The organism is Acidobacteriota bacterium (assembly GCA_016700075.1).
Lineage (GTDB): Bacteria > Acidobacteriota > Blastocatellia > Pyrinomonadales > Pyrinomonadaceae > OLB17.
The window spans coordinates 349131-365099 of sequence record CP065000.1 but is presented as its reverse complement, the minus strand read 5'-3'; the positions used below and the strand labels follow the sequence as shown (position 1 = coordinate 365099).

The window sequence follows — 15969 nt, the reverse complement described above, 5'->3', positions numbered from 1 at the left end:
TTGCATTCAGCAAGGCCTCGTTTTCCGCAAAAGGGAAAGCGGGGCCTTTTGTTATATAATCTCCTTTGACAGCCTACTACAGTCATCTATGGACGCAACGAACGGTATTTCACGCCTGCGAAGCCTGACCGAAGAGTATTCAGAGCTTGAAAAGAAGCTAAGACTCGGCGGCGGGCCCGAAAAGATCGAAAAACTGCACAAACAGGGCAAGTTGACAGCGCGCGAGCGGATCGAACTCCTTCTTGATGAGAGAACATTCTCGCAGGAAATCGGGCTGCTTGTAGCTTATGAAGAATACGGCGGGCAGGCTCCGGCTGCAGCGGTCGTTACGGTTGTTGGAAAGGTAAATGACCGCGAGTGCGTCGTTGTGGCGAATGATGCCACGATAAAAGCCGGTGCGTGGTATCCCGAAACGATCCGCAAGATATTGCGTGCGCAGGAGATCGCGATGCGTAATCGCGTGCCGATAATTTATCTTGTCGATTCCGCGGGAGTGAATTTGCCGTATCAAGGCGGCGTATTCCCCGGCCAATACGGGGCCGCACGCATTTTTTACTACAATTCGATCATGCGTCGTTACCTGAAGGTGCCGCAGATCGCCGCGGTGATGGGCATGTGCGTCGCGGGCGGAGCTTATCTTCCGGCGTTGTCGGATGTGATCCTGATGGTCGAAGGAACGTCTTTCATGGGGCTCGGCGGCGCAAATCTGGTGAAAGGTGCGACCGGCCAAACCATTGATAACGAAACGCTTGGCGGTGCGATGACGCACAACGCCGTTTCGGGCGTCGCGCACTATCGGACGGCGAATGACGAAGATTGTATCGCGAAAATTCGTGCATTAGTGGCTGAATTACCGGCGAAGGAGCCGTCGCGCGTCGCGACGGGCGAGGTACGAGATCCGAAATTCGACAATACGAAGCTGTATGAGCTTCTTCCCGAAGATCACAAAGCTCCGTACGATATGCACGCGGTTTTGGATACGTTCTTGGACGAAGGGAGCCTCGAAGAATTTCAAGCGGACTTTGCGAAAGAAATGATCTGCGGCACGGCTCGCATCGGCGGAATCACGGTCGGCGTTATCGCCAACAGCCGCGGCATGATAAAGGGTAGACCCGGCGAACCGCCGCGTTTCGGCGGCATCGTTTACACGGAATCGGCCGAAAAGACGGCGTATTTCATTGAAAACTGCGACCGCCACGGCGTGCCGCTGTTATTCGTGCAGGACGTCTCGGGATTCATGGTCGGGGCGGACGCGGAACATTCCGGCATCATTCGCGCCGGTGCGCGGTTCGTTGAGGCGATGGCGACCGCCGCCGTGCCGAAGATCGTGCTGACGATCAATCACGCCAGCGGTGCGGGCTATTATGCGATGGCGGGACAGGGCTTTGACCCCGATTTTATCTTTACGCTGCCGACGGGAAGAATGGGCGTGATGGAAGGCGACAGCGCGGTGCAGGCGATGTTCGGTACACAGTTGGAAAAGCTGAAGGCCGCAGGCGAGACGCCTTCTGCGGAACTGGAGTCCGAAATGCAAAAGGTCCGCGAAACGTACGACCGCGAATTGGACGCAAAGCACGCCGCCGCACGGGGCCTTGTTGACGCCATCGTTACGCCCGAAACGACGCGTGACGCGCTCATCCTCGCACTCGAAACATGCCTGAATACATCAAAACCGCACATCGGCGCCTTCGTGCTTCCGCAGATCGAACATTGAAGATGGCGGGATTTACGGATTTTGCAGGCGATTGTGCGTTTTAACATCGCAAGCAGGGCCGTAACTACTCTTTTGTAGCTCAAAGTTGGAGTTTCGTTCATGTTTCCCCGGCTTTGAACGCGGTCCTGCTCCCGCCAAAAAAGGTCTTCCAATACCTGCTGTAAAAACGCTATAATTGAAGAGCCGGATTCTTACGGCCCGCCTCGCTCCCGCGAAATCCTCTAAAACATCATGAAGAATATACTGCTCAAGACAGTTTGCGTCGCTGCATGCGTTTTCGCATTCACCACCTTTGCCGCCGGGCAGAATGCCTCAAAGGAACCCCGCCCGGACGACGATAATTTCGTTGAGAATGTCCTCGAAGGAACCGGCAAAGCGACCATGGTCGTGGTCAAAACGGCCGGCAAGGTCACATGGAAAACGACCAAATTTACCGCAAAACACATTGCAAAGCCTGTCGCCAAGACAGTATTTCTCAAAGCAGCACCAAAAATTACCGTAATGACGCTCAAGACCTCAGGCGTCGCGGCGAAACATCTCATGCCTATCGCAATGAAGCTCGCGGTGCTTTGATCGATCTGTGAAAATGTGACAGCGCTCACAGTGAGTTTGGACCAGCAGGAGTAGAGTTGACTTGAGGAGTCTTCCACGTCTATTGGGCAATGTCTAGTAAAATCAAGGGTCTGGTGATGCTCACGGCAGCCATTGCGGTCGTGAGCATTTTTCCTTTTGCAAACCGGGCGTCGGCGCAGGATGGGGAGCCAACTCCGGTTGCGTCGCCGGCCGTTTCAGCCGAAAAGGCAAAGTATAACGAACTTAAAAAGGAACTTGATCGGAAAAAAGAGATCGCGTTGAAAGAGGCGGAGATAGCTGAAGCCCGAAAACGCATTAATGACGCGATGCCGCAGCCAAAGGCCAGTCCTCCAACAGGAAGCGCGACGGTGACAGGCGATGATATCGCCGCGGATATTGTCGTGTATGAACAACTTGGAAAGGCATTGGAACGAGCGGCATTGTCGATAAAAGGCAGTGTTCCGCGCGATGCGACGATCATCATTTTCGATTCTACACAGTTTGCCGACTGGGCGTTCTACAAGCGATCATTGCCGCTGTTCAAGATGGTTTTGGATGAACTTGGAGAGGATTATTGCCGCGTTGCGTCCGCAGAGAAACGTCCGCCCACAGGCAATCGATTCGGTGTAGCCGGCATCGCAGGCCGTGTTGCTCAGAGTACGAATCTTGTCGGGCAGTTCGCCGACCTGCTTTCATATTTCAAGGTTGATACCACGACGTCGATCCGAAATGTTGCCGTCAGCGAGGACGCTGTAGTTGCGGCATTCTTTCCCCTTGTTGCCGAGGGTACGAACATTAGTGTGTTGTACCCGAAAAGTTTCCCTATCGATCCGCCGCTCTTTTGCGGTGAGGAGACGGCGTTGCGGCCATGTTGCAAGCCCGGCCCCGAAGACGACTGCAAGGAAACTCGATCCGTCTATTGTTCGCAGGTCGCAAGGTCGTTCGAAAAACTCTATCGGGCTCGGCAAATAGCGTTCGAGGCACGAAAGGAAGACGTCAATCTTAAGAGGCTTGAGCAATATTTTGCTGAGTTTCTTAAACTATTTTCCTCAGAACCGGTCCAGAACATCGAAACTGCGTTGAAGAAGTACATTAACGCGGAACAGTTCGCAACAGTTGCCGATGTTCAAAACACATTCTTCCTGGAGATCAAGACCGTGAAAGCATCCGGCGCGACCCGGCAACGAAAAAATCTCTTCTTCCTGACCGACAAGATCGACTATTCCGGGGGCGTGATCGTTCAGTGGACACTTTACACTAGCAGCGGACGGATCAGGAGCAGCGGCATTGAATCTTCCTTTGACGGCTTTAGAAGTGCAGAAAAAATACGGCCACCAAAGCCATGAGCGTGGAGGATCAGCCGGAAGCCATAGTGAGAGCCTTGTAGTCGGAGACGGCGGCGTTTATTACTTGGTAGCATTCCTCGCGGTCGTAGGAATACGCGATCTGGCAGATATTCGGCGCGTCGGGCAGCGATTTATAGGTCAGAAAATAGTGTTCAAATCGCTCCAGGATGCCTTTTGGCAGCTGCGATATCTCGGTGTATTGTTCAAATACTTTATCTCCTTTGAGCACAGCGATGATCTTGTCGTCGGCTTCGCCGCCGTCGATCAGGCAAAATCCGCCGATGGGCCGGGCCTTCAAAATGATGTCGCCGCGCGGAATGTGATGTTCACTAAGCACGAGAATGTCGAGCGGGTCGTTATCGCCGTCTGAGATCGGAATAGGCGTCTTTGCACGTGCCATCGCCGCAATGCCGCCGCCGCAATATGTTTCCGGAATGAAACCGTAGTTTGCCGGCACGACATTAGAATACTGCTGCGGGCGGTCAATCTTTAGGTAGCCGGTTTCCTTATCAACCTCGTATTTCACTGTATCCCGCGGTACGATCTCAATAAAGACCGTAACTTCGCCCGGAGCGTCATTGCCGATCTCAATACCATGCCACGGATGGGCTTTGTTCGTGCGGAAGTTCATATTTGGAATTTACCATAGAGACCACCGCAGGCACAGAAGCCTCAAAAACATCAAGATAGTTTCATATCGATGCTATTTTGGACTCTTTTCCCTTTTTGCTCTGTGCCCTCTGTGAGCTCTGTGGTTAAATCTGTTTCTAATGTCCGACTTTTTATCCAAGGAAGTAGTCGACGACGCTTTGATATTGCGCTTCACGCGGCCCGAGATACGCAATCCGCTATCACGAGCGGTCGTCGAACGCCTGCACGAGATTGTTGATGGCCTCGACTCAATCGAATGCCGTCGTGTAGTCTTTACGGGCAGCGGCGATGCCTTTGCGAGTGGTGCAAATCTTAAGGAGATCGCCGCTTTGACCGCTGAGGAAGCACCGGAATTTGCTCTCCTCGGTCAATCGCTGATGCAGAAGATCGACAAGCTGCCGCAGCTGGTTATTGCGGCTATAAATGGCCATTGTTTCGGCGGTGCGTTGGATCTGGCGCTCGCTTGTGATAGGCGGATCGCATCGCCAAATGCCACATTCTGCCATCCGGGAGCAGGCCTCGGCATCATCACGGGCTGGAGCGGCACACAGCGGTTGCCGCGGCTTGTCGGAACGGCAAATGCACTCGAAATGTTCTTCACAGCGTCCCCGATCGGTGCTGAAAGGGCATTAAATATTGGACTGGTCGATGTGGTCGCTTTCGATGTTGTTGCTCAGGCTCTTAAGACTTTGCGATAGCTTTGCACCTTTGCGTCTTTGCGGAAAGGGCTTTCCGGGTTTCTAGTCAAATCACACTTTCGACCTTATAATCTTCATATGAAAGTTCAGCTTGTTGATATTGCCCATGCCCGCTCGGGCGACAAAGGCGACACCGCGAACGTCGGGCTGATCGCTTTGAAGCCCGAATATTACCCGATACTAGTCCGCGAAGTTACGGCCGAACGAGTAAAGGAGCATTTCGGACCAATGGTCAAAGGCGACGTCGAGCGTTTCGAATTGCCGAATCTCGGTGCCCTGAATTTTTTATTGCACGGTAGCCTAGGCGGCGGGGGGACGCTGAGCCTAATGACCGATGCTCAAGGGAAAACATTCTCGACCGCGTTGTTGCGGATGTATATTGATGTCGATGACATCGATCTTCCAATTAACAATTAGCCAATTTACAGTTCACAATGAAAGACAATCCCATCGTTTCAAAGTCTCTTGCATTTGCTTTACGGGTCGTGAAATTGTCTCGGCATCTTGCTGAAGAGCATAAGGAGTTTTCGCTCAGTCGTGAGGTGTTAACTTCGGGAACGGGCGTTGGAAAGTTTGTAATACTCGCCGAAAGCGGCGAGTCACCCGAATCTTTTGTTTTGAACATGGCTAAGGCCTTGCAACGAGCCGACGAGACTGAGTATTGGTTGGTATTGATACATTATGCAGGTTTGTTGAAGGATCATGAGTTCGAGTCTATCGAAGCCGACCGAAAGGAACTTGCAAAGATGTTAACCAGCATCGTCAAGACCTCAAAGCGAGACGACAAATTGTAAATTGTTAATTCGCTGATTGTTAATTGGTCAATGAGTAGTCTGCTATCCAATTTACAATCAGCGAATTAACAATTAACAATCAAAGATATGAGTTCAGTTCTGATAGAAAACGACGGCAGTATTCGAATTATCACGCTTAACCGTCCTGACAAGCGTAATGCGTTGAATGACGAGCTTATCGCTGATCTGAAAGCCGCACTGAACGAAGCGAACGCCGATGAATCGGTACGGGCGATCGTTATTCGCGGGGTGGGCAAGGATTTTTGTTCCGGGGCGGATCTTTCGGCTTTGCAGAAGATCGCTAGTGCGTCGCATGAAGAGAATCTTGAGGACGCGCGGTCGCTTGGGGAATTGTACAAACTGATCCGTCGCGTTCGTCAGCCTGTTATTGCTGCGGTAAAGGGCAGGGCTTTGGCGGGTGGTTTTGGGCTGGCGCTGGCGTGTGATGTGATCTTTGCACACGACGAAGCCCGCTTTGGGTTTCCCGAGGTCAAGATCGGATTCGTGCCGGCTATGGTCGCGGCCATTTTGCGTAGGAACATGACGGAGAAAGACGCATTTGCGACTCTCACGTTAGGAAACGAGATCACCGCCGCCGAACTTCGGGATCGCGGTATCGTCGAAGTGATCATTCAAGGCGAAGATCTCGACTCCGAGGTCATCGCGATCGCCAAACAGTACGAAAAACTCAGCGCCTCAGCCGTCCAAATGACCAAACGCCTGCTCTACGACATCGACGAACTCGATTTCGCCTCCGCTATCGAACAAGGTGCCAAAGTAAACGCCGACGCCCGAATGACCGACGACTGTCAGAAGGGAATTGCTAGGTTTTTGGAGAAGTAGTCTTTACGAAATCATCGATGAGAGAAGAAGCGCGGTCCATTTTCCATCGACTTTTCTGAATTCGTAGTTGTCCTCACCGCCCGCCATATTCGCGTCTTCCATTTGTCCTTTGACCGTTCGATTGTTTACAAGGGAAATTGCGACGCATCGTCCTCGCTGAATCGGTTTTGTAAAGGAGTAATATGTTAACTCGCCGTTCTTCTCAGTTATTTCCTGAATGTCAGCCCTGGATAGAATCGCTATTCGTGACCTTTGTTCGGCGAGGAGCCACTTAGACGAAAAGTTGTCGGGCGAGAAGATAATTTTCTCCTTGTTGGTAGATTGCCTTCCGTCTCCGATTAACAGATTGACGAGTACGCGAACTATTTCTGCGTGGTCGTCCTCAGCGAACTTACTTACGCCAGTTATCTCAGGTTCGTCTGAACAGGCAGCGAACGAAAAAACAATATCGACTTTGAGCAACTGGCTTGCAGAAAGCTCAACTGCCTTTTTGAAAGGGCGAGCAAACCCGCTCAATGAAACGGTTAGTTCGTAATTACCTAAGGGAAGACTTTGGAATGAGTATTCACCTTCCGAATTCGTTGTTGTACCACGGGAAGTGCCCGAAGTCGTACTCCCTTGCGATGACAGAAGCACCCTAGCTCCCGGGACGACAGCTCCGTTCGGATCGGTCACACGCCCACGTATCTCACCTTGTCTCTCTTGTGCAATCGCCATATTAACGAGGACAAGCAGAGCAATTAGCGCTGTCAAAGCCGAAATACGTAGCTTCATGGTTTTCATTGATGAATTAGATGCAATCGAGCCTTTAGGTGTTGGCACACCCAGCGAATCATAGCCACGAAAGAAGGCCACTTTCGCGGCCTTTGATAGTTTCAGTTATGGCGTAGGTTTCTTCTTCGTCGGAGACTTGTATTCGCTCTTTTTCTTGATGCCGAGGGCTTGGATCTCGTTTGAGTTGTCGCCGAACTGGCCTTTGACTTGGGTTATGCTGGTTCAGCGTGGATCTTTAGGCCAAGAGCACCGATCACTTTCAAAACGGTTTCAAAACTCGGGCTTCGTTCGCCAGATAGTGATTTATACAGGCTCTCACGCGAAAGGCCGGTTTCGCGGGCGATCTCCGACATGCCTTTGGCTCGGGCGATATTGCCGAGTGCTTTGGCTACGAATGCCGCATCGCCGTTGGCTTCTTCTAGGCATGCTTCGAGATATGCAGCCATTTCTTCGGGCGTGTTTAGATACTCTGCGACATCGTATTTGGTTGTTTTAATCTTAGCCATATTCCTTTAGTTCGCTTGCGATCTCGATTGCATTTTGAATATCGCGAGATTGAGTGCGTTTGTCACCACCGGCTAGAAGTATTATCAATTCCGCGCCTTTCTGGATGAAATACACGCGATAGTCGGGCCCATAGTCAATTCTCATCTAGGATACACCTTCGCCGACAGGCTTTACGTCTCCAGGATTTCCCAGTTCGAGCCGATCGATGCAGGCTTGAATCCTCGCACGAGCCCGAATGTCACGAAGTTTCATCAGCCATCTTGAAAACGTTTCAGTTTGGCGCACTTCAATCATTTCAAGTGTATCCTAGTGGCTACAGAATTACAAACCTATCACGCTTCCACTATGTCAACCTTCGTATGGATCAGGGTCTTAGGAATCAGGGCGGGGAAGTAGGCCATGATCTCTTCGACTTTGGGGCGGCCGCCGGCGAAGCCTGTGACGGCGGGCGGGCCGGTGAGGATGAGTGGGGCGATCTCTTTGGTAAAGCGTTCGACGTCGGCACGGTTTTGGCCGCGGACGCCGACGCGGAGTTGGACTTCGGGGATATCAGGCGACGGTTCACCGGCCAAATGCCCATGAGTCGCATTGACGCCGACGAACTCAGTTAGGATAACGTCGAACTTAAGATCTAGATTATCGAGTCTTTCACGCAAGATACGGTCGGCGACTTGGGCTTTTTCTAGGGCTTGGGGCCATGAATAAACCAGCGTGCCGACGGATTTGTAGCCGCCGGTGTAGGCGATGGAGACTTTGTAAAAGTCGGTTCTTGGGTGGCCGGTTATGCCGTGGACGCGGACGCGGTTTTCGCCGGCGGGCTCAAGGTTGATCGACGCGAAATCGGCGACGACGTCGGGCGTAATGTATTCGTGCGGGTCGCCCATTTCGTAGAGGAGCTGCTCTTTGACGGACTGAATGTTGACGCGGCCGCCGGTGCCTTCGTGTTTGGTGACGATGAATGTGCCGTCGGGCGAGGCTTCGATGATCGGGAAGCCGATGTTCGCCATGTCGGGGATGTTTTGCCAATCGTACTGGCAATTACCGCCGCTCGATTGGGCGCCGCACTCGATGATGTGGCCCGCGATCGTCCCGGCAGAAACGCGGTCCCAGTCGTCAAAGCTCCAGCCAAACTCGTGCATCAGCGGAGCGAGCGTCAGTCCCGTATCGGTCAGACGACCGCCGACGATGACATTCGCACCTTTGCCTAGGGCTTCGACTAAAGCTTCGGCACCGAGATAGACGTTGGCGGACTGGACTTTGTCGCGGATCGCGGACAAAGGCGTGCCGTCGTCCATCGAATTTAATTCAACTCCATCAGCGATAAACTGATCGAGCCGATCGAGAATATCATCGCCGGTGACAACGCCGATCTTTACCTTGCCCGAGAGGCCGAGTTCGACGGCGACATCTTTGATCGCGTTGGCGCAGCCTTCGACGTTGACGCCGCCGGCGTTTGAGAGGACTTTGATATCTTTTTCGACGCAATCCGGCAATATCTCACGCATTAGCGTCACAAAATCACGTGCGTAACCGGCGTTTGGGTCGCGTTGCTTCTGCTTCTGGACGATCGACATCGTTACCTCGGCGAGGTAATCGAGCATCAAATAATCAATCGGACCTTTTCGAACCTGATCGACCGGTGCCGTCAGTAGATCACCCCAAAACCCTTGTCCGCCCGCTACACGCACTTTCTCTTTCATACAACAAAAATAAAGGCTGGAGTTGCTTAAGGCAAACCCCAGCCGATCTAAAGCAGATGTTTCGAATTTAGTAGATAACCTTCTTCGAACGTCGAAATACACGCTTGGTGCCGGTTGCAGATTTTACCGTCACCCATTTGCCTGCCTGCCAGACCCTCTTGGTCACCCATTTACCGCCGCGGTAGGTTCTGACCGTAACCCAACGCCCGCCTTTATATGACGCTTTTGCGCCTTTCTTACCTGCGCGGTACCCGCGGCGGATCAGGCCTACGTTCTGCTGTTTCTTTTTCGTTTGCATAGCAGGCGTCGCCGCTGATGCGCTGCTGCTGCCGCCCACGACGACTAGCGACGCGGCCATAAATACACCGAGTATCAATGCTGTTAATGTTCTTTTCATTGTTTTATCTCCCTTGTCAATTACCACCATTACGACAGGCCGGGCCTGACGTTGCTCTGCAGAAACTTAACGATGTCCTCTGTCGACGTGCCGGGAAGGAATACTTCTGCTATGCCGGCGTTCTTCAAAGGAGCAATATCTTCTTGAGGTATGATGCCGCCAACGACAACAAGGGTGTCATCCATTCCGTTCTCGCGTAAAAGTTCTACGATACGCGGGCATAGCGTCTTGTGTGCTCCGCTGAGAATGGAGATGCCGACGGCATCGACATCTTCCTGAAGTGCAGCCGAAGCGATCATCTCCGGTGTCTGACGAAGACCGGTGTAGATGACCTCCATTCCGGCATCACGCAAAGCACGTGCTATCACCTTTGCACCGCGGTCATGGCCGTCGAGGCCCGGCTTTGCTACTAAAACTCTGATCTTTCTATCTGACATAACTTATCTCGCGGCCTTTGCCAGCAGGCTTCCGGGTTTGATGAACGGCCGCATGTCACGCCACGACAGTTGATAAATGCCGTCCGGTTCGAGAGCCTTCACGACGTGCGGAAACCCGTAATCATAATAGAACGTCACGCCGCGTTCAGTCACCTGGAATGCGTTCAATTCGGCCACGCGGAAATTGGCCCTTGCGAACATTTCATTCGGGTCAAGGTCCTGTGCGTCGGGGTCTTTACGCATCGCACGTCTAGCAGCCGCGATCTCAGCCGCCTGTTTCCGTTTGACGAGGCCGGCGAGAGCGGGCAAGTTGCGGAAAACATCTTTTGGAAACAGGCGGACGCCGCGGACCGTGTCTATATTCAGTTTTTTGGTAACGGAGTCCGGATACGCAGCGACACCGTCGATCCGCAATTCGATGCTCAATATGCCGTTGGTATTGTAATTCACCTCAAAATCGGCCTCAGAAAGCCACTGCAGGTCCTTCTTTTCCTCTTCGATGGTAAAGTCGAATGCCTTCTCATAACTAAGAAGCGATTCGATCTTTGACGCGATCTCGCGCGAAGAGGCAGTGATGCGGGGATAATTCACCGTGAATGTGCTTTTGAATTCACTCGACGGCTCGGGCCTGGTGTAGGTGATTTTTTCGCCTTTGACGCCGACGGACTGGCCTAAAATAGATACAGTGGAGGCTAACAAAAGAATAAAAACAAGTCCGGCGGATCTTTTCATGAATTAATTCGTGGTCTCCAGATTCGGCGAGCCGAAGACGCTTTTCAGCTTCGCCCTGAAACCTCTATTTGAACGGATAGCGGCGAACATTTCAAACCAGGCGTGGGTGTTTATCCACAGCGGGTTGTAGCTTTTGATCGGTTTGATAATGCCGTAACGCGGCTCCTCGGTCTCGGGCACAAAGCTGCCGAACAGCCTGTCCCAGATGATCAGTACACCCGCGTAGTTCTTGTCGAGATACTGTTCGTTGACGCCGTGATGGACGCGATGGTGCGACGGCGTGTTGAGGATCCATTCGAGAGGACCGAGGCGGCGGACGAATTTCGTGTGGATCCAGAACTGATATATCAAATTAAAGCCGTGCATCAGCGCGAACATCCACGGTGCAAAGCCGAGCAGCATAACCGGCGCGTAGAATATCCAATGCAGCAGCCCCGAAAACCAGCTTTGCCGCACGGCGACGCTAAGATTGTAGTGTTCGCTGCTGTGATGCACGACGTGGAAATTCCAAAACAGTCGTATCTCGTGGCTTGCGCGGTGGAAAACGTAATAGGCAAAGTCGTCCACGAAGAAAAGCACGGCCCACGTCCACCACGCGTCGGCGGGGAACTTAAAGGGTGCGAGGTTGTAGCAGAGATCGTAGATGAAGAAGGTGAAAACGCCAAACACCGCGCCCCAGACGACGCTCATAAAGCCCAAAAAAATGTTGGTCCAGGTATCTTTGTTGTCGTTGTATTCGGGGTCGCGGCGGCGGGCGGCGAAAAACGCTTCGGCGGCGATCAGAGCCGCAAATATCGGTATCGCGATGACCGTCGGGTGAAGCATCACCTAAAGGATAAAGGATAAAGGCGAAAGGATAAAGGGAAAATACGGAGCATAATTTCGGAGGTCTGTTGCGTGAGGGATGACCATACAAGACGAAATCTAAACGGCTGAAAGAATCACGGGAAGAATAGATGAATCGGGGCCTAGTCCTTTGTGATATATTTGCCTCATAGAGAGGCGGCGCAAGGCTTTTATACCGATCGGATCGGAGGGACTAAAATGAAAAGGGTAATTAAATACGTCGTTATCGTTCTCGCCGCGGCGTTTGCGGTTCTGCAGTTGTTTCAGATCGACAAAACGAATCCGCCGGTAAACGCCGCGGAAACTATGGAGGCCGCCGTCGCAGTTCCGCCCGACATTTCGATGATGTTGGCACGCAGCTGCAACGACTGCCATTCGCACAAGACGGTCTATCCCTGGTATTCGTACGTTCAGCCCGTCGGCTGGTGGATGCAGGACCATTTTCTCAAAGGCCGAGACGAGCTCAACTTCAGCACCTTCGCACGCATGAACGCAAAACAGCGCTCCCACAAGCTTGAAGAAATGTGCGACGAGGTCCGCGAAGGAAAAATGCCGCTGCCCAGCTACACCTACGGCCATCCTGACGCCGTTTTGTCCGAAACGGAAAAAGACGCGCTCTGCAATTGGGCAAACATAGAAGCAACTTCAGCAGATAGTCGCGAGCAAGATTAATGCTACGCGTGAGGAAGATAGTTTATTTGAGTATCATGCGAAATTCGGCCATAGGTCCTATATTCCGATCATATATGAGTAATTAAGTGTTTCGACGAATTCCAATTGCGATCTAAGGGATGGCCATAAACTTGCAAACGGTTGCAATCAGAAAGAAAAAAGGAATGGACGTTATGGTTGAACAACAGGAAATACATTCCACGCCCACTTTTTGACATGAGCGCCGCGTATATCAAGTACTTTTGCTCTATACTTAAATCGGTTGCCGTGCAGATCTTGTCTTCGTGATTCACGAAATAGCAACTCGATTTGACGAATTTCTGAATGGGGCAACGCTAAAAGTTCGTCTTGTTCTGAAACACCATTGTGTTTGGTGTCCCGCCACAACTGAAGGAACGGAAAGATTGTGTCCCTGTGATCAATACTGCCGTCACCGTTACCGCCATTCGCAGGCTTATCATATTCAGCTAACGCTATAAAACCATTTCCTATTCCGCCTATCGGCGGCACGGGCTGCGGAGTGGAGCATCCAAACAACTCACTGCCGTCATCAATCGTCCCGTTTCCGTTTCGGTCAAGTACTAGGAACGCATCATCGCTACCGAAGGCGGTCCAAGCCGTCCTAACAATTTCGCCATCAGGGCTTGATTTAAAGTAAACTCCGTTGGCCCCGTTCGTTAAGTTGAAACCGTTTCCTGCAACATCAATCACTATCGGCGTCCAACAATTACAATTTGTTTCACAATATTGTCCACCATTGGCGTAACATGCTGCGCAGCACTCTGGCTTACAAAATCCCTGATAAGGGTCAATGAACGAACCGCAACCGTACCCTTGATCGAAACACAACGGTTCGGTTTGTTGCGTACAGCAAACGCCACCCTCATCAATATTCGCATCGCAGTTGTTATCGACCGAATCGCAAACTTCCGTGTCATTAGGGTGAATAGAAGCATTATTGTCGTTACAATCCAACCACGTTCCGCATCCTGGTCTATTCCCGACAAATCCGTCGTAGTCGCGATCACAGCAATATCCTGAGTTGTTCGTGGCAAGACGAACGTCAGGAACCGCACCACCTGACGTGCCAACGCAGTTAGTGCTCCCCTCAACGGCAGCATTTATTCCTTCTCCGGTGGAAACGAACGCTGTCTCTATGTAGTAACCGAGCCCAAACGTTTCATTGTTACCGCAGCCGTGCTCAAAACTGCTAAATTGATCGCACTGAATTGAATATTGTGCGTAAACAGGTTCTGGGCTCCGGAGCCATTGATACCCGATGGCAAACAGTGCTCCAATTCCGAAAAGTATAAAAAAGGGCGTAAATCGCTCACCTGGAAAGTTTGCCAATGCTCTTTGCACACCTTGCCTAGCTATTCCAGTGGAATGAAGCGATTAGGGTCTTTACTATCGCGCCTTAGGTGTGTACCGACGCTCCACGCAGTCTGATCGTCAAAAAGCAAAAAACCAACCTCAAGGCGGGCTTTCTGGATGTCTGCCATGGAGTGCCTGGGACTTACGAATGTTTCAATCTTCGAATACTCGTTTGCCAGTGAAATTCTAGTTCTCGCACCGGGTTCCAGGAGAAATGCGGGACCCCCCCCTTTTGATGGATTTAAGTTTCCAAAAGCGATCTGATAAACCAAAACCGATCCGGAGGCTCTAGTTTCTGGAAGCCACAAATGGATGAGCATGTATTCGATCGACTTTTCTGAAACATTCTCTACAGTAAATGAAACTCGACTCAGCCAATCTGAGGATTCAGCAAAGGTCTCGTTAGACTGTATGTTTCGGCCACCGATCTCCAATTCTTTAATAGTGATTTGCGGCTTCACGACGCCGTCACGAGTGATCGCAATTGACTTGTAATTTGATTGTGAGTAGATAGATATAACCTTAGTCGTTACGACAAATCCCGCAGTTAGAATGGCCACGCCAACAATAATATTCCTACAAAACCTAAATCCAGATTGCAGTCGTTTCGGCGAAGTTTCGTGATGGAAAAAATAGATCGATGTTCTCATGGGCGCTCCTCTAGCCGTGGAATAATGATTTTTTGAAGGCGACTATGGAAAAGGTCTCACTGTAGATGCCTTCTAGAATATATACGCGTGTATGTCAACTTCGCCTTGAGCCTCCGAGCGAGATTCAGAGATGCGGCCGTACGGCGGAAATCAAGTTGCAGAAGCCCGCACGTTAGTAAGGGCGATATCCTGAGCATAATCAGACGGAAAGAACGCAGGTAGAAGATGCGTGCGGTCTTTTCGTTCGTGTCGGTCGGTCGCTGTCGCCCTTGCTCACGCGCGGGCTTATGCAAAAAGGCGGCACGCCCGGCAGCCTTCTTATTCGACGGACCGTAGGCGGCCTTTCCTGCATTCTTTCCGGAAGTTGCCACTTCCTGACGGAAGTGGTTCTCCCTTTATCGGACCGCAGGCTGGCAGGCGCCCGGCCCGGCGCTGACAATTGGCATTAGAATCGCGTAAAATGGCGGTTATGGCGTTGCTGCCGATAGTACATTATCCGGAGCCTGTGCTGCTGACGGTCGGGCGGCCGGTCGCGGAGGGGGAATTTGACGCGGAGCTGGAGCGGCTGGTCGCGGATATGTTCGAGACGATGTCGGACGCGGGCGGCGTTGGATTGGCGGCGCCGCAGGTCGCGGTTTCGAGAAGGCTTTTTGTGATGGACACGCCGAACGAGGACGGTTCACACGAGCGGCACGCGATCATTAATCCGGAGATCATCCGCGTCGAAGGCGAACAGACCGGCGACGAAGGATGTCTTTCGTTCCCGGGGCTGTTTCAGGTGGTAAAACGCGAAATGCGTGTAATTATTGGCGGAAACGACGTCCGAGGCGAGCGTATCGAGCTCGATCTGCAGGGCCTGGCGGCCCGCTGCGCTCTGCACGAGACCGATCACTGCGACGGAATTGTGTTCCTGGATCGGATGTCGGCATTGAAACGCGAGCTTGCAAAGCGTAGAATTAAGAGACTGCAAAAAACCGGCAAGTGGGGATAGCCTTTTGGAGATACAGGACACGAAACTGACCGCCGAATTGACGTCGAGCGGCGAACTTAACAAATATCTGGGCGAAGGCTGGGTGCTGCTGCTCGCATACGTTAAAAGGTTGAACGATTCGCAGCAGCCGCGTTTCGTCGTCGGATGGCCGAACGACGGCCCCGCCGTTTTCCCCGAAATGCTGGACGAGTGGGAGATGCGCGAAATGCGCAGATCGCGAAATTTGTAGCCGCTATTGCGGTGAAACTGCCGTTGGCGAGGCTTGCCCGC

Annotated in this window: 20 protein-coding genes and 1 pseudogene; 10 read left to right on the top strand and 11 right to left on the bottom strand. The window is 52.0% G+C overall.

All coding sequences use genetic code 11. The features are described from left to right. Positions 1 to 88 precede the first annotated feature (88 nt). The 3 genes from IPM50_01730 (at position 89) to IPM50_01720 (ending at position 3633) form a co-directional block, all read left to right on the top strand. Positions 89 to 1714: an acyl-CoA carboxylase subunit beta gene (locus IPM50_01730; GenBank protein ID QQS33325.1), complete on the top strand. Its 1626-nt coding sequence runs from the start codon at positions 89 to 91 to the stop codon at positions 1712 to 1714. 231 nt (positions 1715 to 1945) lie between these two features. Then, the gene (locus IPM50_01725; protein ID QQS33324.1) at positions 1946 to 2287 is read left to right on the top strand and encodes a hypothetical protein; all 342 of its coding nucleotides are present in this window, start codon (positions 1946 to 1948) and stop codon (positions 2285 to 2287) included. Between the two features lie 89 nt (positions 2288 to 2376). Further along, a complete protein-coding gene (locus IPM50_01720) occupies positions 2377 to 3633 on the top strand; it encodes a hypothetical protein (GenBank protein ID QQS33323.1) in 1257 nt (418 codons plus the stop codon). A 10-nt stretch (positions 3634 to 3643) separates the two neighbouring features. Here the strand turns inward: IPM50_01720 and IPM50_01715 are convergent, their stop codons facing one another. Beyond that, entirely contained in the window at positions 3644 to 4264 is a 621-nt protein-coding gene (locus tag IPM50_01715) for an inorganic pyrophosphatase (GenBank protein QQS33322.1), read from the bottom strand. Between the two features lie 139 nt (positions 4265 to 4403). On the opposite strand from IPM50_01715, the gene IPM50_01710 reads away from it, so the two are divergent. The 4 genes from IPM50_01710 (at position 4404) to IPM50_01695 (ending at position 6619) form a co-directional block, all read left to right on the top strand. Beyond that, positions 4404 to 4982 carry an enoyl-CoA hydratase/isomerase family protein gene (locus IPM50_01710; GenBank protein ID QQS33321.1) on the top strand — a complete coding sequence of 193 codons (579 nt, stop codon included), beginning with the start codon at positions 4404 to 4406 and terminating at the stop codon, positions 4980 to 4982. A gap of 78 nt (positions 4983 to 5060) precedes the next feature. Next, the gene (locus tag IPM50_01705) at positions 5061 to 5399 is read left to right on the top strand and encodes a hypothetical protein (GenBank protein QQS33320.1); all 339 of its coding nucleotides are present in this window, start codon (positions 5061 to 5063) and stop codon (positions 5397 to 5399) included. A 17-nt stretch (positions 5400 to 5416) separates the two neighbouring features. Next, complete coding sequence (locus IPM50_01700) at positions 5417 to 5776, top strand: four helix bundle protein (GenBank protein ID QQS33319.1); 360 nt, start codon at positions 5417 to 5419, stop codon at positions 5774 to 5776. 87 nt (positions 5777 to 5863) lie between these two features. Then, positions 5864 to 6619 (top strand): enoyl-CoA hydratase/isomerase family protein, encoded by a 756-nt coding sequence (locus IPM50_01695; protein ID QQS33318.1) that lies wholly within the window; start codon positions 5864 to 5866, stop codon positions 6617 to 6619. 3 nt (positions 6620 to 6622) lie between these two features. Here IPM50_01695 and IPM50_01690 read toward each other — a convergent pair whose 3' ends face one another. The 8 genes and pseudogenes from IPM50_01690 to IPM50_01655 all read right to left on the bottom strand — a co-directional run bounded on the left by IPM50_01690 (position 6623) and on the right by IPM50_01655 (position 11991). Beyond that, a complete protein-coding gene (locus tag IPM50_01690; GenBank protein QQS33317.1) occupies positions 6623 to 7474 on the bottom strand; it encodes a carboxypeptidase regulatory-like domain-containing protein in 852 nt (283 codons plus the stop codon). A 131-nt stretch (positions 7475 to 7605) separates the two neighbouring features. Continuing rightward, complete coding sequence (locus IPM50_01685) at positions 7606 to 7899, bottom strand: putative addiction module antidote protein (GenBank protein QQS33316.1); 294 nt, start codon at positions 7897 to 7899, stop codon at positions 7606 to 7608. Next, a pseudogene (locus tag IPM50_01680) lies at positions 7892 to 8194 on the bottom strand (type II toxin-antitoxin system RelE/ParE family toxin). Before IPM50_01680 ends, IPM50_01685 begins: the two are co-directional and overlap by 8 nt. Before the next feature lie 38 nt (positions 8195 to 8232). Continuing rightward, positions 8233 to 9600, bottom strand: a complete 1368-nt coding sequence (locus tag IPM50_01675) for a DUF1446 domain-containing protein (GenBank protein ID QQS33315.1) — start codon at positions 9598 to 9600, stop codon at positions 8233 to 8235. A 67-nt stretch (positions 9601 to 9667) separates the two neighbouring features. Beyond that, complete coding sequence (locus IPM50_01670) at positions 9668 to 9997, bottom strand: hypothetical protein (GenBank protein ID QQS33314.1); 330 nt, start codon at positions 9995 to 9997, stop codon at positions 9668 to 9670. A 29-nt stretch (positions 9998 to 10026) separates the two neighbouring features. Continuing rightward, complete coding sequence (locus IPM50_01665) at positions 10027 to 10434, bottom strand: cobalamin B12-binding domain-containing protein (protein ID QQS33313.1); 408 nt, start codon at positions 10432 to 10434, stop codon at positions 10027 to 10029. A 3-nt stretch (positions 10435 to 10437) separates the two neighbouring features. Then, entirely contained in the window at positions 10438 to 11166 is a 729-nt protein-coding gene (locus IPM50_01660; GenBank protein ID QQS33312.1) for a hypothetical protein, read from the bottom strand. 3 nt (positions 11167 to 11169) lie between these two features. Continuing rightward, positions 11170 to 11991: a sterol desaturase family protein gene (locus IPM50_01655; protein ID QQS33311.1), complete on the bottom strand. Its 822-nt coding sequence runs from the start codon at positions 11989 to 11991 to the stop codon at positions 11170 to 11172. A gap of 219 nt (positions 11992 to 12210) precedes the next feature. On the opposite strand from IPM50_01655, the gene IPM50_01650 reads away from it, so the two are divergent. Next, positions 12211 to 12684, top strand: coding sequence for a heme-binding domain-containing protein (locus tag IPM50_01650; GenBank protein QQS33310.1), 474 nt, complete (start codon positions 12211 to 12213; stop codon positions 12682 to 12684). A 171-nt stretch (positions 12685 to 12855) separates the two neighbouring features. Here IPM50_01650 and IPM50_01645 read toward each other — a convergent pair whose 3' ends face one another. Then, on the bottom strand, positions 12856 to 14046 hold the full coding sequence (locus IPM50_01645; GenBank protein ID QQS33309.1) for a putative metal-binding motif-containing protein: 1191 nt from the start codon (positions 14044 to 14046) through the stop codon (positions 12856 to 12858). 11 nt (positions 14047 to 14057) lie between these two features. Next, complete coding sequence (locus IPM50_01640; GenBank protein QQS33308.1) at positions 14058 to 14708, bottom strand: hypothetical protein; 651 nt, start codon at positions 14706 to 14708, stop codon at positions 14058 to 14060. Between the two features lie 460 nt (positions 14709 to 15168). On the opposite strand from IPM50_01640, the gene def reads away from it, so the two are divergent. Then, positions 15169 to 15699 (top strand): peptide deformylase, encoded by a 531-nt coding sequence (def, locus tag IPM50_01635; GenBank protein ID QQS33307.1) that lies wholly within the window; start codon positions 15169 to 15171, stop codon positions 15697 to 15699. Positions 15700 to 15703: 4 nt separating this feature from the next. Beyond that, positions 15704 to 15928, top strand: coding sequence for a hypothetical protein (locus tag IPM50_01630; protein QQS33306.1), 225 nt, complete (start codon positions 15704 to 15706; stop codon positions 15926 to 15928). Positions 15929 to 15969 lie beyond the last annotated feature (41 nt).

What these genes read in the sequence shown, in the direction of transcription:
- IPM50_01660 (QQS33312.1), bottom strand. Translation starts at nt 11,166, where the DNA reads ATGAAAAGATCCGCCGGACTTGTTTTTATTCTTTTGTTAGCCTCCACT.
- IPM50_01650 (QQS33310.1), top strand. Translation starts at nt 12,211, where the DNA reads ATGAAAAGGGTAATTAAATACGTCGTTATCGTTCTCGCCGCGGCGTTT.
- IPM50_01685 (QQS33316.1), bottom strand. Translation starts at nt 7,899, where the DNA reads ATGGCTAAGATTAAAACAACCAAATACGATGTCGCAGAGTATCTAAAC.
- IPM50_01730 (QQS33325.1), top strand. Translation starts at nt 89, where the DNA reads ATGGACGCAACGAACGGTATTTCACGCCTGCGAAGCCTGACCGAAGAG.
- IPM50_01640 (QQS33308.1), bottom strand. Translation starts at nt 14,708, where the DNA reads ATGAGAACATCGATCTATTTTTTCCATCACGAAACTTCGCCGAAACGA.
- IPM50_01715 (QQS33322.1), bottom strand. Translation starts at nt 4,264, where the DNA reads ATGAACTTCCGCACGAACAAAGCCCATCCGTGGCATGGTATTGAGATC.
- IPM50_01700 (QQS33319.1), top strand. Translation starts at nt 5,417, where the DNA reads ATGAAAGACAATCCCATCGTTTCAAAGTCTCTTGCATTTGCTTTACGG.
- IPM50_01705 (QQS33320.1), top strand. Translation starts at nt 5,061, where the DNA reads ATGAAAGTTCAGCTTGTTGATATTGCCCATGCCCGCTCGGGCGACAAA.
- IPM50_01665 (QQS33313.1), bottom strand. Translation starts at nt 10,434, where the DNA reads ATGTCAGATAGAAAGATCAGAGTTTTAGTAGCAAAGCCGGGCCTCGAC.
- IPM50_01725 (QQS33324.1), top strand. Translation starts at nt 1,946, where the DNA reads ATGAAGAATATACTGCTCAAGACAGTTTGCGTCGCTGCATGCGTTTTC.
- IPM50_01720 (QQS33323.1), top strand. Translation starts at nt 2,377, where the DNA reads ATGTCTAGTAAAATCAAGGGTCTGGTGATGCTCACGGCAGCCATTGCG.
- IPM50_01655 (QQS33311.1), bottom strand. Translation starts at nt 11,991, where the DNA reads ATGCTTCACCCGACGGTCATCGCGATACCGATATTTGCGGCTCTGATC.
- IPM50_01675 (QQS33315.1), bottom strand. Translation starts at nt 9,600, where the DNA reads ATGAAAGAGAAAGTGCGTGTAGCGGGCGGACAAGGGTTTTGGGGTGAT.
- IPM50_01670 (QQS33314.1), bottom strand. Translation starts at nt 9,997, where the DNA reads ATGAAAAGAACATTAACAGCATTGATACTCGGTGTATTTATGGCCGCG.
- IPM50_01695 (QQS33318.1), top strand. Translation starts at nt 5,864, where the DNA reads ATGAGTTCAGTTCTGATAGAAAACGACGGCAGTATTCGAATTATCACG.
- def (QQS33307.1), top strand. Translation starts at nt 15,169, where the DNA reads ATGGCGGTTATGGCGTTGCTGCCGATAGTACATTATCCGGAGCCTGTG.
- IPM50_01710 (QQS33321.1), top strand. Translation starts at nt 4,404, where the DNA reads ATGTCCGACTTTTTATCCAAGGAAGTAGTCGACGACGCTTTGATATTG.